The sequence below is a fragment of the Cohnella endophytica genome, from assembly GCF_003628305.1.
Classification (GTDB): Bacteria; Bacillota; Bacilli; order Paenibacillales; family Paenibacillaceae; genus Cohnella; species Cohnella endophytica.
Window position 1 is genome coordinate 91803 of the sequence record NZ_RBZM01000002.1, and the last position, 13941, is coordinate 105743.

General features: G+C 52.6%; 16 protein-coding genes. 2 read left to right on the plus strand and 14 right to left on the minus strand.

What is annotated here, in order from left to right; translation table 11 throughout:
- Positions 1 to 22: 22 nt before the first annotated feature.
- From D7Z26_RS02555 to D7Z26_RS02565, 3 genes are all read right to left on the minus strand, one after another.
- Entirely contained in the window at positions 23 to 1027 is a 1005-nt protein-coding gene (locus tag D7Z26_RS02555; protein WP_120974504.1) for a 2-oxoacid:acceptor oxidoreductase family protein, read from the minus strand.
- A 137-nt stretch (positions 1028 to 1164) separates the two neighbouring features.
- A complete protein-coding gene (locus D7Z26_RS02560; protein WP_120974505.1) occupies positions 1165 to 2082 on the minus strand; it encodes a polysaccharide deacetylase family protein in 918 nt (305 codons plus the stop codon).
- Between the two features lie 128 nt (positions 2083 to 2210).
- Complete coding sequence (locus D7Z26_RS02565; RefSeq protein WP_120974506.1) at positions 2211 to 2885, minus strand: MOSC domain-containing protein; 675 nt, start codon at positions 2883 to 2885, stop codon at positions 2211 to 2213.
- A gap of 105 nt (positions 2886 to 2990) precedes the next feature.
- Between D7Z26_RS02565 and D7Z26_RS27650 the strand changes: the two genes are divergently transcribed.
- Positions 2991 to 3134: a DUF6254 family protein gene (locus tag D7Z26_RS27650; protein WP_233566568.1), complete on the plus strand. Its 144-nt coding sequence runs from the start codon at positions 2991 to 2993 to the stop codon at positions 3132 to 3134.
- A 76-nt stretch (positions 3135 to 3210) separates the two neighbouring features.
- Here D7Z26_RS27650 and D7Z26_RS02570 read toward each other — a convergent pair whose 3' ends face one another.
- Entirely contained in the window at positions 3211 to 3939 is a 729-nt protein-coding gene (locus tag D7Z26_RS02570) for a phosphonate ABC transporter ATP-binding protein (RefSeq protein WP_120974507.1), read from the minus strand.
- 388 nt (positions 3940 to 4327) lie between these two features.
- The gene (locus tag D7Z26_RS27905) at positions 4328 to 4459 is read right to left on the minus strand and encodes a hypothetical protein (protein ID WP_267900959.1); all 132 of its coding nucleotides are present in this window, start codon (positions 4457 to 4459) and stop codon (positions 4328 to 4330) included.
- Positions 4460 to 4659: 200 nt separating this feature from the next.
- On the opposite strand from D7Z26_RS27905, the gene D7Z26_RS02580 reads away from it, so the two are divergent.
- Positions 4660 to 5412 carry an HAD family hydrolase gene (locus D7Z26_RS02580; protein WP_120974509.1) on the plus strand — a complete coding sequence of 251 codons (753 nt, stop codon included), beginning with the start codon at positions 4660 to 4662 and terminating at the stop codon, positions 5410 to 5412.
- Between the two features lie 46 nt (positions 5413 to 5458).
- Here the strand turns inward: D7Z26_RS02580 and D7Z26_RS02585 are convergent, their stop codons facing one another.
- The 9 genes from D7Z26_RS02585 to thyA form a co-directional block, all read right to left on the minus strand.
- A complete protein-coding gene (locus D7Z26_RS02585) occupies positions 5459 to 6541 on the minus strand; it encodes a hypothetical protein (RefSeq protein WP_120974510.1) in 1083 nt (360 codons plus the stop codon).
- Positions 6542 to 6657: 116 nt separating this feature from the next.
- Positions 6658 to 6987: a hypothetical protein gene (locus D7Z26_RS02590; protein ID WP_147423819.1), complete on the minus strand. Its 330-nt coding sequence runs from the start codon at positions 6985 to 6987 to the stop codon at positions 6658 to 6660.
- Between the two features lie 80 nt (positions 6988 to 7067).
- On the minus strand, positions 7068 to 8558 hold the full coding sequence (locus D7Z26_RS02595) for a glutamate synthase subunit beta (RefSeq protein WP_120974512.1): 1491 nt from the start codon (positions 8556 to 8558) through the stop codon (positions 7068 to 7070).
- Positions 8559 to 8681: 123 nt separating this feature from the next.
- Positions 8682 to 9173, minus strand: coding sequence for a dihydrofolate reductase (locus D7Z26_RS02600; protein ID WP_120974513.1), 492 nt, complete (start codon positions 9171 to 9173; stop codon positions 8682 to 8684).
- A 114-nt stretch (positions 9174 to 9287) separates the two neighbouring features.
- The gene (locus D7Z26_RS02605) at positions 9288 to 10085 is read right to left on the minus strand and encodes an anti-sigma factor (RefSeq protein ID WP_120974514.1); all 798 of its coding nucleotides are present in this window, start codon (positions 10083 to 10085) and stop codon (positions 9288 to 9290) included.
- 2 nt (positions 10086 to 10087) lie between these two features.
- On the minus strand, positions 10088 to 10648 hold the full coding sequence (locus tag D7Z26_RS02610) for an RNA polymerase sigma factor (RefSeq protein ID WP_120974515.1): 561 nt from the start codon (positions 10646 to 10648) through the stop codon (positions 10088 to 10090).
- A 76-nt stretch (positions 10649 to 10724) separates the two neighbouring features.
- Positions 10725 to 11327, minus strand: coding sequence for a cupredoxin domain-containing protein (locus D7Z26_RS02615; protein ID WP_158602162.1), 603 nt, complete (start codon positions 11325 to 11327; stop codon positions 10725 to 10727).
- 23 nt (positions 11328 to 11350) lie between these two features.
- Entirely contained in the window at positions 11351 to 12970 is a 1620-nt protein-coding gene (locus tag D7Z26_RS02620) for a plastocyanin/azurin family copper-binding protein (protein WP_158602163.1), read from the minus strand.
- Between the two features lie 139 nt (positions 12971 to 13109).
- The gene (thyA, locus tag D7Z26_RS02625) at positions 13110 to 13904 is read right to left on the minus strand and encodes a thymidylate synthase (protein ID WP_120974518.1); all 795 of its coding nucleotides are present in this window, start codon (positions 13902 to 13904) and stop codon (positions 13110 to 13112) included.
- Between the last annotated feature and the right edge of the window lie 37 nt (positions 13905 to 13941).

Sequence of the window (13941 nt, forward strand, 5' to 3'; positions counted from 1 at the left end):
GGCGCTCTATCTCTAGCTCATTCTATAACGCTAACGTAAAGCGGTGAGGCACGCGGTGACCTTCGGCATAACCGTCTTCTTCCAGCGCTGAGGACAACGCCTCCGTCGGACAAGCCTGAACGCATTTCAAGCATCCTTTGCAATATTGATAGTCGATTCCTTGCAGGAACATCTGCGGTCGGCCCTTCTTGTCCGCTTGCTCTTCCCATACGAAGCAGAAATCGGGGCAAACGTTGTCGCAAGCCGCGCAATGGATGCACTTGTCGTCCGCGAAATGAGGCATCATTCCGGCGCGCGAGATGCTGAGATCCTTCAAAATGCTGTTACCGGGATTCGTGATCATTCCGCCGAGCGGTTGCGTCTCGTAACCTAGCACGGGCGTGTCCATGCGGACAAAATCAGGCATAGCGTCTCCGGCCCCTAACTCGAACGTCTGGAACCGAACCTCGTCGAAGCCTCGCTGAAACGTATTCAGCGCCGGTTGCACGGCGGCCGGGTATTTTTTCTCCAGCGATTTGCGGATAACGCCTTTCATGAACTCCGCGTCAAGGAAGCCGCAGAGACGGAATAAGCCGCCCAGCATGGCCATGTTGGCGCGATTGTTCTCCGCCATGGAAATTCCCGTCGCGTCGACGACGGCGATGATGCCGCCTTTCAACTTGAGCTGCTGCTTGAGCTGTTCCGGCGATTTCTTGGAGTTGACGAGGACGATGCTGTCCTCGTACATGCCTGAGATGACGTTCACCGTTTTGGACAAATTCTCGTGGAAAATGCCGATCACGTGCGGTCTCTCCACCGGCGAAGTATCGCGAATCCGCGTATCGATATCGCAGAAACGGATGTGCGCTTTCACCGGCGAGCCTTTCTTCTCCGAGCCGTACGAGCTGAAGCTGACGCCGTTTAATCCGACGCCCATGACTCCGGCTTCCGCAAGCATTTTACCTGCTAGATTGGCTCCTAGCCCTCCGATGGATTCCAGACGAATTTCAAAAAAACCGAGCTCGTTGACCTTTGGCAGATTAGCCATGACGTTCTGCAATCCCCTTCCGCGCTAAATTGGAGATAATTCAGAAAATTTAAAATATACAAACATTATTTATTTCGAGAAAAGAGTCGGATTTCCTCCCAATGAATGCGAAATCTTGGTAAAAGTTGTTGAATAATTTAAACGGACAGGCTCATCTGCAATTCCTGAAGCTCCTTCCAGCCGATAAAACGGATATTTTCTCGGACAACGGTCTCTCTGACATCCCGATCCCGCCAGAATCTAGCTTCCATCTCCCGTTTTTCCGGCTGCTCGTGAAACGATCTTAATTCTTCCGTCAGCTTCGATGGATGCGAGATCCATTCGGTTACGCCGGGCAACAATTGTCGGAGCAAGCCGATTCCTTCCTCCTTCATCGTCTCGTAGGTATCCCCTTCGCTTAAGGAATATTCCGGACCGGTCACGTAATCCGGCAGAACGATTCCCCGATCCTCCGCTTGGCGCACCCGGATCTTGGCCCGATCGCCGATCTCGGCCGGTATCGTCCTTCCTCCGACGGGAATCAAACGTCTTGGCAGTCGAAAAGGCAATCCGTAACGAGCGCATACGTCGAATGCGACCGTAAGCAGATCCTTGCCAAGATGGAATCCGTATAGGCTACCCATGTGACTGTCCGCATGCGACAGCTTCACGCCCGCGCTTAGAGCGGCTTCCGTCTGAGCGATCAGCTCCTGACGAACTTCTTCCGAATCGGCGTTCCGCTCCACTTCGGCGCTTGTCTTCGGAAACCACCCTCCCGGACCGGACAATGAAGCCGTCGAATGGTTTCGGCAGATCGATCCCCATTTATAAGCGGTCCATTCGCTCGTTAATGTCCAGTGAACCCCCACGTCGGCTTCGGGGCAGGAAGCCATATGCATGTTAACCGCGTCCGCGGACCATGGGCAATTCATCATGATCGTCGCGGAACTGATCGCCCGGTCCGCCAGCAGTTCCGACACCGCCTCGTTCACGCTCCGGCATAATCCGAAATCGTCCGCGTTCACGATTAACAGCCTCTCCTTGCTCCCATAGCCCAATCGCTGCGCCGTGTTCACCTTCCATCGCCTCCCTGCTCCTAGTATATGTTCGAAGGATAGCGGCATTGCTCACCTTTTGACCAAATCGATTGGCTCCGTAAGCGTAAAAAAAGGCAGCCGCGTGGCTGCCTCTTCGCTCGGACGATTTATTTTTCTTGCAGTCTGTTCAGCCTGCTGGTTAACGTCTTCACCCAACTTGCGGAGAGCTCAGCAACGTCCAATAAGCGACGTATCCCTTCCTCGTCCGTCTTATCCTTGTGCATAACTCGATTCGCTTCATCGACCGTTAATCGGGCCGAATGAACTTGAGCCAGTTGTAAATCGTCGCCGATCTCGATTTTTCCCGGCTCAAGCACGCGGAAATAAAACCCGGTAGCTCCGGTCTCAGTGACCAGCAGTGGAAGCTCGTCGAGTCCCCATTTCATTGCGAGCTTCCAGCAAGGCTGCCGCGGCTGGCTGACTTGAGCGACCACGGAGCCGATTCGAAAAATGTCGCCGATATGGATATCGCGTTCGCTCATGCCGCTAACCGTGAGATTCTCGCCGAATGCTCCATAAGGAAGGGAATGGTTAAGCATTCGTTCCCAATGCGCGTAATGATCGTAGATGTAGACGCAGATCGCTTTGTCCGGACCGCCGTGGTGGACCAGATCCGCTTGTTCGTCTCCCGCAAGGCCCAGCTCCGTAACGCAGATAGAATGCTCCACCGGTTTCTTGGTAATGCCGGAGGCCGCTTCTTTGCCTTTGTAAGTTCCCGTCCAGACTTTGCCGACGTTAACGGATAATACCGGGAAGACGGATTCGACCGTAAGTTGTTCCAAGCCATCCACCCCCTTGCAAGATTGTCGGAGCCGACTGAATAAGTACCCCTCGCATGCGCCACGCTATAGTTTGTACCAAGAACGCAGTCCGAAAGGTGGAAAAGCATGCCCCCCTCCAAACGCCGTAGAGAAAGCACTTGGAAAAGCCGGAAGCAAAACCCGCAGCCGCACGGGAAAATAACTTCCTTGCACGAGCTGGCGAATGAATCGGGTTCGGTTGGCAAGGCGGATCCGAATTCCGAATCTTAAATCGTTCGGCTAGAGCGAAAGCCTGATGTCCGGTTCCGTTTGTTAGCGGGATCCCGTCATCAGGCTTCTTTTGACCCTAAGTTAAACCCGACTTCTCGGCAGCGGTCAATCTTCTGCCTTTGATGTTCAAGATAAGTCGGCCGTCTTGCATTCCCCAGATTTCGTCAGCGAATTTCTCGGCGAGCTCAACGCGGTGCAACGCGGCAACGATCGTCGTACCTTTCTCATGGCACAATTTCTTGAGCGTTCGCATCATTTCTTCGGCGGAGTGGGGATCGAGGCCCGATACAGGCTCATCCGCCAACACCAGCTTCGCTCCGTGAACGAGGGAGCGCGCGATCGCAATCCGCTGGCGTTCGCCTCCGCTCATTTTCTCCACTTGTTGGTCCGCGCGTTCCATGAGGCCGACTTGCTCCAACATCTCCATCGCGCCCATATGATCGTCGCTGCGTACCCTGCCCGTCAACCTGCGCCATAGGGGCATCTGTTCCGATGATCCCGTAAGCACGTTCTTGAGCGCGGATTTTTTCTCGAACAACAAGGGCTTCTGCTCCAGGAACGCGATCTGCCTGCGGAATCTCATCTTCGCCAAGAACCCTTCTTTCATCAAGTCCTTGCCGTCGACCCTATATTCGCCGGATGTCCATATTTCCTTCAACGCCAGCGCTTTCAAAAGCGCCGATTTGCCGCTTCCGCTCGAACCGACGACGGAAATGAAAGTACCTGGCTCCAGACGGGTATTCACGTTATTCAATATCGTTTTCCCATCGGGAATCGTGCGGGTTAATCCGGAAATTACGATCATAGCTGTCCTATCCCCTCGATCCAATATTCATCTAGTTTAAGCCATTATGTCATCTCTTGCCATACGAACAAATGTTTGCTATAATCAATACGAGAACAAATGTTCTATATCTTGAACCAATAGGTGGGATAATGGATGGTGAATTGCGAACATCTCCGTTACTTGGAACCTCCCAGAGGACCAAGGCCGTCTCGAGACCTAACTTTCAAATTTTACGACGACGGCAAGCTCGTCATCATCGATAATGACACAGGCAGCACAATGAACCCCCGCGAGTTAAGCGGGGGCTCCTACGACTTCTATGTCCGACAACGCATTCGGCTCATTAAGCGTAATTTAGCGGAGAAAATTCAGAAATACGCCTGAGCTTATGTCTTCACTCATCAGATCACGGCAAGTTTTTATTGATTCCGTTCAGGCTTGGCGGGAAACGTTTCATCTTGGCAATTTGAACTTCTTGTTCGACGTCTTTGGCTTTTATGTTATTGCGTTGCTCCAGTTGACTTTTGTTTTTCGACATAACCATCACCTCCCGCCCTTCGGATTTTATCGAAGGGTTTCTTTTTAGTTTTCCTCTTTCCTCTCATTTACAAACCTCTTTTCACGCGCCATAATGAAAATAGGCGAACTCGTTTTCAATCGCCGACACGCTCGATCCCTTCCCAGATTACCCTAATATCATTGAAATTTTAGCTTTAGCGTAAGGAGACCTGCAGACGCATGAATCAAAAAATTCTATTCGACCTTGACGATACGCTAGTGTACTGCAACAAATATTTCAACCTCACGTTAGACCGTTTCGCCGACGAATTATTGACTTGGTTCGGAGCTGCGGGCATTACGAGGGAAGCCATCGCGGCTAAACAAACGGAAATCGATATTGCGGGTGTCCAGATCGTCGGCTTCAAGAGCGAACATTTCCCGCAATCGTTTGTAGATACGTACCGCTACTTCCGAGATCTCACCGGAAGAGCGCCATCCGTCTTAGAAGAAGAACGACTATGGAAACTCGGAATCGGCGTTTACGACATGGAAGTCGAGCCGTACCCGCTAATGGATGAAACACTGGATTCTCTCATTCGTAACGGCAATGAGCTGCACCTCTACACCGGCGGAGAATCGCTAATTCAATATCGCAAAATCGAGCACATGAAGCTTGAGCGATATTTCGAGGATCGAATTTACGTCAGGCAGCATAAAAACACGGACGCATTGGAAGATATTTTGTCTAAAGGTCGCTTCGATCGGGCGAACACTTGGATGATCGGCAATTCCATCCGCACGGACGTCGTCCCCGCCCTACAATGCGGGCTTAACGCGATCCACCTTAAGCAAGAAGCGGAATGGATCTATAACGTCATCCCGATCGACGCCACGCCCAGCGGAGCGATGCTGACGCTATCCGCGTTGCCGCAAGTGCCTCCGGCGATCCATGATTACTTGAACGGAATCTCGATGAAGGAATCGGGATAACGATGATGATTACGACGAAAGCCGAGTAAACCGCGTTGACCGCGATTTACTCGGCTTTCGTTATGTTCGGCAGACTTGCCAGCTTATCGAATATTTTCTGCACTCCGATCGACCAGAGCGGATCCTCGGCGTAGGTTCGATTAAACCATTCGAACGGCTCTGCCCCATCGGGACGGCTTTTAGCAAGCTTCACGAGCAGTCTGGACGCAATATCCGCGGAATCGCGAGTATCCGTATTGTATTCCATCCAGCTGTGGCCGACGTTAAACGGATTGTTCGCAATCCGTGTGGCGTCTTTGCCCGATCTGGGCACGAAGCCTTGCTCTTGACCGGTTATCGCGAACAGCAAGAGCGGGTGAATATCGTTATGCCGAGCGCTAGCCATGATCGAACCGAAAAAAGGTTCATCCACGAGCAGCGAGTCCCTGCTTTTTAAATAATTTTTCAGAACATCGGCATCCACTTCGGCGTATTTCAACCACGGCGGCATACCGATGTCCGGCAATTCGACCGGAGGAGCCGACATTACCGGCGGAACTTCCGGTTGTTGCGTTTCATTTATCGTTTTTGGATTCAATTGCATGATTATCATTGCGGAGCATACGATAACGAGAGCTAGCGCAGCTACCGCCGGAACGGGAGAGATAAGCTTGCGAAGCAACCTTCCCGTTTCTCCGGTTAAGCTCCTCCAGCGCCCCTCAGACAATGTAAGCGGTTCCGTCTTTTCGGGAACGACGGTAGGAGATCCCGCTTTGCGTCTAACCATCCGCGACGTCAGCTGGGCTTCGCTCCATCGTCCGGGAGAAAGCTCGTTCATCCATTCGAGAATCGGAGCCATCAACTGTTCCTTGCGAACGATGCCGTCGTCTTCCCATTCCGCGAACATGTCCAATACGTCGTCAGGTTGTACGTCTCTTCGCTCGCCGATTAAGCATCGCGAAATAAGTTGATCCACCAGTCTGTGTTTCATCCGCTCCGGCAATTCCGGCAACCTTCGCTGCAACGTGCGCCGGATCGCATCGGCTACGATCTCCGCTTGACGATCTCCGGATAGCGGAGCATATTTTGTTCGCACGTACCGGCGGATCGTATTTACGTCCGTCGGAGAGAGCAATGCTATGCTATCCATAACTCGCCTCCCGCTCACCATTCTTTCCTCTCAGTGTACCACAGAGGAAAGATTTGGGGGAAGCTTTGTCTATGTACCGGATAGCGACCACATGAGCCTAGCTTCGGAGAAACGTTCTAGGAACCGACGCTCTCCGCAGCTGCAGCTAAGATCGCTTTACTTACTTCCTCCGTACGGATAAATGCCCGAAGTTGATCTTGTTCCCATTCCGTTAATTGATACTCGCAATCGATTCCTTCGTCTAATGTAACGAATTGAATCGGATGTCCTTCGTGCGTGCACACCGCCATGATCGAGAATTCGATCAGATCCGGCGGCACCGGCGTATTATCCGCCAATTCAGGTTGCATTAGCAAATCAATCCATTGCGCGTCCCGTTTCTCCGCTTCGTACCGGAATCCGGTAAATTTCAATTCATTCCACTGCTCGTCTCCATAACGTATCACGATAATGCCCTCCCGTATTTGCGTAAAAGAGGCCGCTCCCCGCATGGAGGAACGACCTCTTGCTTATTCGGTCAGATCCATTAAGGAAGCAAAGTGCTGCCCATCAAGTATCTGTCCACTTCGCGAGCCGCTTCGCGGCCTTCGTTAATCGCCCAGACGATCAAGCTTTGACCGCGTCTCATGTCGCCAGCCGCGAACACTTTGTCGACGTTCGTCGTATATTTGCCGTACTTCGCTTTTACATTCGTGCGACGGTCCGTTTCTAGACCTAGTTGGTCGACGATCGTGCGTTCCGGTCCCTCGAAGCCTACGGCTACGAGTACGAGATCCGCCGGCCATACTTTCTCGGTTCCGGGAATCTCTTCATAGATTTTACGGCCTTGCTCGTCCACGTAACGACGGATTTGCACGGTGTGCAATTGTTTAACGTTGCCGTTCTCGTCTCCGACGAATTTCTTCGTCAGCACGGAGAACGCGCGAGGATCTTCGCCATAAAGAGCTTTTGCTTCTTCGTGCGCGTAATCCAACGTATAAACGTTCGGATACTCAGGCCAAGGGTTGTTCAACGTATCGCGTTCCAACGGAGCTTTGGAATGAGTGCCGAATTGGGTCACGCTCCGGCAACCATGACGTAACGCCGTCGCTACGCAGTCCGTTCCCGTGTCGCCTCCGCCGATGACGATGACATGTTGGTCTTTCCCGGAAATATAAGTGCCGTCTTGCAAGCCGTTATCGAGAAAACTCTTGATCGTACTGTTCAGGTAATCCATCGCCGGATGGATTCCTTTCAACTCATGACCTTCGACGTTGCCGATCGGACGGGCTTTCGTTGCTCCGCCGCAGAGGACGACCGCATCGAATTGCTTCAGTAGCTCTTCCGAGGAAATGTCCTTGCCGATCTCGGTATTGAGTACGAATTGAACGCCTTCCGCGGCGAGCAGATCAATCCTGCGTTGAACGATGTCTTTCTCCAGCTTCATCGTCGGAATTCCGTACATCAACAATCCGCCGGCGCGATCCGCTCTCTCGAATATCGTAACCGTATGTCCCGCTTTATTCAACTGAGCGGCGGTCGCAAGGCCGGCCGGTCCGGATCCGACAACCGCGACCTTCTTGCCCGTGCGGACTTTCGGCGGTTGCGGCACGACCCAGCCTTCTTCGAAGGCGCGGTCGATAATCGCTTGCTCGATCGTCTTGATCGTTACCGCGTCGCCGATCAGGCCGACCGTGCAGGAGCCTTCGCAAGGCGCCGGGCAAACGCGTCCGGTGAATTCCGGGAAATTGTTCGTTTTGGCGAGGCGCTCGTATGCTTCTTTCCAAAGTCCGCGATAGATCAGGTTGTTCCATTCCGGAATGAGGTTGTTAACCGGACAGCCCGACACGCTTCCGCTAAGCTCGATTCCAGTATGGCAGTATGGAGTGCCGCAATCCATGCAACGAGCGCCTTGCGTGCGGAGCTGATCCTCGGAGAACATGCGGTGGAATTCGTTCCAGTCCTTGATTCGCTCCAAAGGATCGCGGTCTGTCGGTAACTCGCGTTTATATTCCATAAATCCCGTAGGTGTCGACATCTAATTTCCTCCATCTGTCCGTATCTTCGTTAGAGATCGTAGGACGCATTTGCTAGTCGATAATAAAACAGACTAACAAAACAACCGATTAGTCGCAATGTACTAACCGTAATATTATTTGTACTATTTCGCTTTAACGCGTTCATACGTGCAAAACGCGAACGGATAGACGTTTTTCTCGTCTTGTATGCCTTCTTCGCGCGAAACGAGCGTCCATTGCTCTCGATCGAAGCTCGGGAAAAAAGTATCTCCTTCGAATGACTGTCCGATCTCGGTAAGCAAAAGTTTATCCGCAAAGGGAAGCGTCTGGGCGTAGATATCCGCTCCGCCGATCACCATAAGCTCTTCCCCTTCAAATCGGGATATCGCATCAGGAAGATTACGAACGAGCTCGCAGCCTTCGGGAGCCTGCTGCAGCGATCGCGATAAAATGACGTTCGTCCGATCCTTAAGAGGCTTGCTAAGCGACTCGAACGTTTTGCGCCCCATAAGAACCGGCTTGCCCAACGTATGACGCTTAAAAAATTTCATATCTGCTGGCAATCGCCAAGGCAGGTCGTTATCGTTACCGATGACGCCGTTCGAGGCGACCGCGGCTATTAAAGTAACGGTCATATTCCGACATCCTCTGCATCGTGGTGGTGTAATTTTTATGATTTAATCATAACATACGATGACTTTACTGCCTACTCGACGACGAGTCGGCAAGGAGCATCCGATCACGCCGGATCAAGCCCGGCTTGAAGAGTCCGGTTTCATAGATCCGAACATCTTAGGTCCTCGTGGCGCATCGGATCGACTATCCGGCTCGAGTGTAATTCCGACGGAATCGAATTTCGGCAGCCCATGCTCGATCGGCAAAGCCATGATCCCGATACCCGATTCGTCGACGGTAAACGTTCCCGCGCTCGTTCGTTTTCCGTCTTTGAGCAGCCAAACCTGATAAGCTTCGGCGGCTTCCGTTTTCGGCGTTCCGAATACATAGACGACGAATTGTTCTTTGTTCTCGCTCTTAACCAGGCAAGCCACTCCGTAAGCATGGGGGCTATCCTCGAATTTTCCGCTCGATCGGACTGCGGCTAATTGGAACAACGTTTCGATTCGATCCGGACTCTGGATGGAAGCTGTCCGACTGTCCTCGGCACGTTGCAAATCTCTAACAAACCAGCCGAGCAGAAATGGAATTACGAGCGCGCTAACGACTAATAAGCCCCGAACATAAAGTCTTGAGCGAAAGCGTTTAACCCCCCTCGTGGGTTTCGCCGAGTGCGTTGCTTCGGTCAATTCCGACGCATGTTCCGCGGCGAAAATCGTTCCCAATACCTCATCCTTCAAATCTGCCGGGGGTTCTAAGATTTCCAAGTCTTCTCCGAGCCGGTCCCACACCTCGCGCCATATACCGGCTTCTTCCGTACAAACCGTACAGGAGGCAAGATGCTTCTCGAAACGCTTGCGCTCCACGTCCGAGCCCTCACCGGACAAATATTCGAACAATCCTTCGCATTCCCTATTATCCCGCGCACTCATCGTTAACGTTCCTCCTTCAAGCCCTGAAGATGCCGGCGAAGTGTCTTAAGCGCTTGATGGAGCCGATTCTTGACCGTCCCGACCGGTTCTCCGCCCATCTCCGCGATTTCTTTCAACGTATAACCTTTCCAATAAAGGAGATCGATCACTCTCCGCTGCGGCGTGCTCAAACTTCTGGAAGCCGTTGCGATCGCCGATTGCCGGTCGCTCCGCTCCAACGCTTCTTCCGGTGCCCCGTCGCCTGTCGCAGCAACGTTCGCATCGACTATGGGAACTATCGAACGGTGTCTGCGTTCGCACCTGAGCACGTCGATAGTGATATTCCTAGTTATCGTAATCAACCAGCTAGAGAAAACGCCTTTGCTCGCGTCGTAGTCCGCTTTCGTCGTCCATAGACGCGTGTAAACAAGCTGTACGGCTTCTCGCGCCAGCGGCTCGTTGCCCGCAATCCGGTAGGCGATGGAATAGACCAGCTTGGCATGTCGATCATACAGCTCCGTTAATGCATGCTGTTGCCCTTCTCGAATGAGTCGCATTAGCTCTCCATCGGTGGGATTGCGCATTTGGACATTTCTCCTTGTCCTCGAACGGGGCTCCCTCACGATGCCTGTTTCGGCACCGAAGGCAGCCCCCTTCTTCCTATTCGTCTTCCACGACGATCGTTCCCGTCATTCCGGGATGCGGCTCGCAATGATAAGCAAATGTTCCAGCCTCGTCGAAGATCACATCTCCTGGTACGTCTTGCCCGAGTAAGCCGGTATCGAACTCTCCGTTATCGCCCGTGGCGGTATGCTTGATTTTGTCGCGATTGATGAACGTAACCTTCGTACCTTTGCGTACGGTAACTTTCTCCGGAGAAAAAGCGAAATCCTTAATCTCTACGATGACTTCTTGTTTCGGAGATTCCGACTCGGCGGAAGCCGATGAACCCTCAGACGGCTTAACCGACGGTGCTGGGGAAGGCTTAACCGAGGATTCCGCTGGCTTCCGGGAAGGCGATGGCAACGGTTTCGGTGACGGCGAAGACTTCGACGGACCTTCAGACGCCGTCGCTGATGAATCGTGCGAATGCGACGGTTCGGTGTTCGCATCAGGCGATGCCGATACCGGCGAAGTCGAAGCGGACTGCGAAGCCCCTTGCGATTCGCTTTGCACGTTATTCGACGACGGTGTCCCCTCCTCCTTCCCCGAAGATGAACATGCCGCAAGCATGAACATCATCGCGAGGAAGATTACCGCCATAATAGTTTTCGCGCATCTTTTTGTCATTGGACGATTATCGTTCCTTTCATGAAGCTTTTGTGCGGCTCGCAATAATACTCGTAAGTTCCCGGCTTGTCGAGCTTGATCGTCGCGGATTGCCCCTTGTCCAACAAGGCGATCTTGAATGAACCGTCCACCGCTACCGCGTTATGCTTCATGTCGTCGCGATTAATGAATTCGATCGTCGTTCCCGCCTTGACCGTAAGCGTCGGACCGAACGAATAATCTTTGATCTCGATCATGGCCTTGGCCGGCGCGGTTAATCCTGTTGTCGTGCCTACGAAAGCAGCAGGGTTCACGACGAACCATACGTCTCCGAGCGATTGCCCTTTGAGTTCTCCGCGCTTGGCGTCTTGGAAGAAATAATAAAGCGGATATCCCTTATACGTCGTTTGCTTAGAGCCGTCTTTTCGCGTAATTTCACCGAAATCGTTTGCCGACAATCCTTTCGGAACTACGCTGCCTTCCGCGCGGAAAACAGGCCACTTCGCCAAACAATCCCCCTCGCAGACGCTCGCTCCCAACGGATCTTTATCGAAGTAATATAACGTCATCCCATGTCTGTCCACCAAATAATTGCCCAGTTTCGGATCCGTGCCCAGACCGACCGAGTAGAACGGATGCTTGATCAGGAACCATACGTTGTTGGCTCCTTCCCCGTTCGTGTCGCCGGCTTTCGCGTCTTTAGCGAAATAATACAGCGGCCATCCTTGGTACGTGAGCTGTTTCGCCCCGTCGTTGCGTACGAAAGCGCCAAAGTCCGCCGGGTTTACGCCCTCGGGCAGCAGAAGACTGTCTGAGTAAAAGACGGGCCAGTTCGCCAGGCAAGCGTCTTGGCAGCTGTTTATGTCGGCCGAATCCTTCGTGAATAAATAAAGTGCCATCCCCTTGCCGTCCGTCAAATACATCGTACCGTCCGCGCTTTTGTCCATATCGATACGTTCGCCTTCCAACAACTTGGCTTGCTCCGCGTCGATCGACTTCTTTCCGACGAGTACGCTAAGCAGCGTGCCTTCGCTCCCTTTTGGCTTCGCTTGAAGCGTTTCCGCCAACGCTACCGCTAAATCCCTGTTTTCGAACAACTCTGAGGTCGCCGCCCGGAATAACCCTTTGGACGATGCGAACGATAGCGTTTCCTTGTATGCAAAATCAGTGCCCGATCGGTACCCGAGCGATTCCAGCATGACTTTGTATAGCTGTTGCGGCGCAATCGGCGCATTCGGTATGAATTCTCCTGTTCCCGTGCCGCTCCACCCGTATTCGGGATGACCTTTCAAGTAAGCAAGAATGGCGCGACCCGACTTGCCTGCCTGAGCGGCATCCTTGAAACTATCCATGCCCGTGAATCCAAGCGCTTCTTGTTCTTTCCCCATCAGTCTGAGTTGAACGATTGCGGCTTGCAATCGCGTCGTATGTTGATCTAAGTACGCTTCCGTAACGCCTTGTCCGTCCCCTCGAAGTATGCCTAGCTTAGCGATGGCATCCACTGCCGTGCTCGTTTGCACCGTCGGCGCCACGCTAACGGAGACCGGTTGGGCGCCGTCCGCCAAAGCGGACGTCGACATCGTAGCCAACCCGATCGTTAAAGTTAGCGACATCATGAATCGTCTACCTTTGATCATTCGCAATCTCTCCTCATTCCGGAATCGAATCATCCTAGCTAACGGAGCGAATCGGATAACGGTTTGAGCATTTTCGCAAAAAATAAAAAAAGTCTCGCCGATCCGCGATGGGATAGGCAAGACGATTGATTTTCAGCGATTATACGGCTACGGGAGCTTTTATTCCCGGATGGTGCTCATAACCTACGAATTCGAAGTCTTCGAACACGTAATCGAAGATCGAGTCAGGTTTGCGAACGATGTTCAATTTCGGAAGAGCGAGAGGCTCTCGCGACAACTGCAGCTTCACCTGTTCAAGGTGATTGCTGTAAATATGAACGTCTCCTCCGGACCAGATAAACTCTCCGACTTCGAGCCCGCATTGCTGCGCGATCATATGCGTCAATAGTGCATAGGATGCGATATTAAACGGCAAACCCAGGAAAGTATCTACGGAGCGCATCGTCAGCATGCAAGAGAGCTTGCCATCCGCCACGTAAAATTGGAACACGAAATGGCAAGGAGGAAGCTTCATCTCGTCGATTACCGCTACGTTCCAAGCGCTGACGAGATGTCTGCGGGAGTTCGGGTTGTTCTTGATACCGTCGACGACTTGCTGAATCTGATCGATTACTCGGCCGTCCGGAGTCTCCCATGCACGCCACTGGGAGCCGTACACCGGACCGAGATCGCCGTTCTCGTCCGCCCATTCGTCCCAAATCCGCACGCCATGTTCCTTCAAATAATGAATGTTCGTATCGCCGCGCAGGAACCAGAGCAATTCATGCACGACCGATTTCAAATGAATTCGCTTCGTAGTCACGAGCGGGAACCCTTCCGCCAAATCGAAACGAAGCTGCCGTCCGAATACGGACAGCGTTCCTGTGCCGGTGCGGTCCCCTTTCTCGGTTCCGTGATCCAGCACGTCCTGCAACAAATCCAAATAATTACGCAACGAGTACACACCTCGACGAAAGTTTTTTGTTAATTGT

Excerpts from the sequence above, each read along its gene's own strand:
- D7Z26_RS02620 (WP_158602163.1), bottom strand. The coding sequence starts at position 12,970 with ATGATCAAAGGTAGACGATTCATGATGTCGCTAACTTTAACGATCGGG.
- D7Z26_RS02615 (WP_158602162.1), bottom strand. The coding sequence starts at position 11,327 with ATGGCGGTAATCTTCCTCGCGATGATGTTCATGCTTGCGGCATGTTCA.
- D7Z26_RS02570 (WP_120974507.1), bottom strand. The coding sequence starts at position 3,939 with ATGATCGTAATTTCCGGATTAACCCGCACGATTCCCGATGGGAAAACG.
- D7Z26_RS02555 (WP_120974504.1), bottom strand. The coding sequence starts at position 1,027 with ATGGCTAATCTGCCAAAGGTCAACGAGCTCGGTTTTTTTGAAATTCGT.
- D7Z26_RS02605 (WP_120974514.1), bottom strand. The coding sequence starts at position 10,085 with ATGAGTGCGCGGGATAATAGGGAATGCGAAGGATTGTTCGAATATTTG.
- D7Z26_RS27905 (WP_267900959.1), bottom strand. The coding sequence starts at position 4,459 with ATGTCGAAAAACAAAAGTCAACTGGAGCAACGCAATAACATAAAAGCC.
- D7Z26_RS02595 (WP_120974512.1), bottom strand. The coding sequence starts at position 8,558 with ATGTCGACACCTACGGGATTTATGGAATATAAACGCGAGTTACCGACA.
- D7Z26_RS02585 (WP_120974510.1), bottom strand. The coding sequence starts at position 6,541 with ATGGATAGCATAGCATTGCTCTCTCCGACGGACGTAAATACGATCCGC.
- D7Z26_RS02580 (WP_120974509.1), top strand. The coding sequence starts at position 4,660 with ATGAATCAAAAAATTCTATTCGACCTTGACGATACGCTAGTGTACTGC.
- D7Z26_RS02600 (WP_120974513.1), bottom strand. The coding sequence starts at position 9,173 with ATGACCGTTACTTTAATAGCCGCGGTCGCCTCGAACGGCGTCATCGGT.
- D7Z26_RS02610 (WP_120974515.1), bottom strand. The coding sequence starts at position 10,648 with ATGCGCAATCCCACCGATGGAGAGCTAATGCGACTCATTCGAGAAGGG.
- D7Z26_RS27650 (WP_233566568.1), top strand. The coding sequence starts at position 2,991 with ATGCCCCCCTCCAAACGCCGTAGAGAAAGCACTTGGAAAAGCCGGAAG.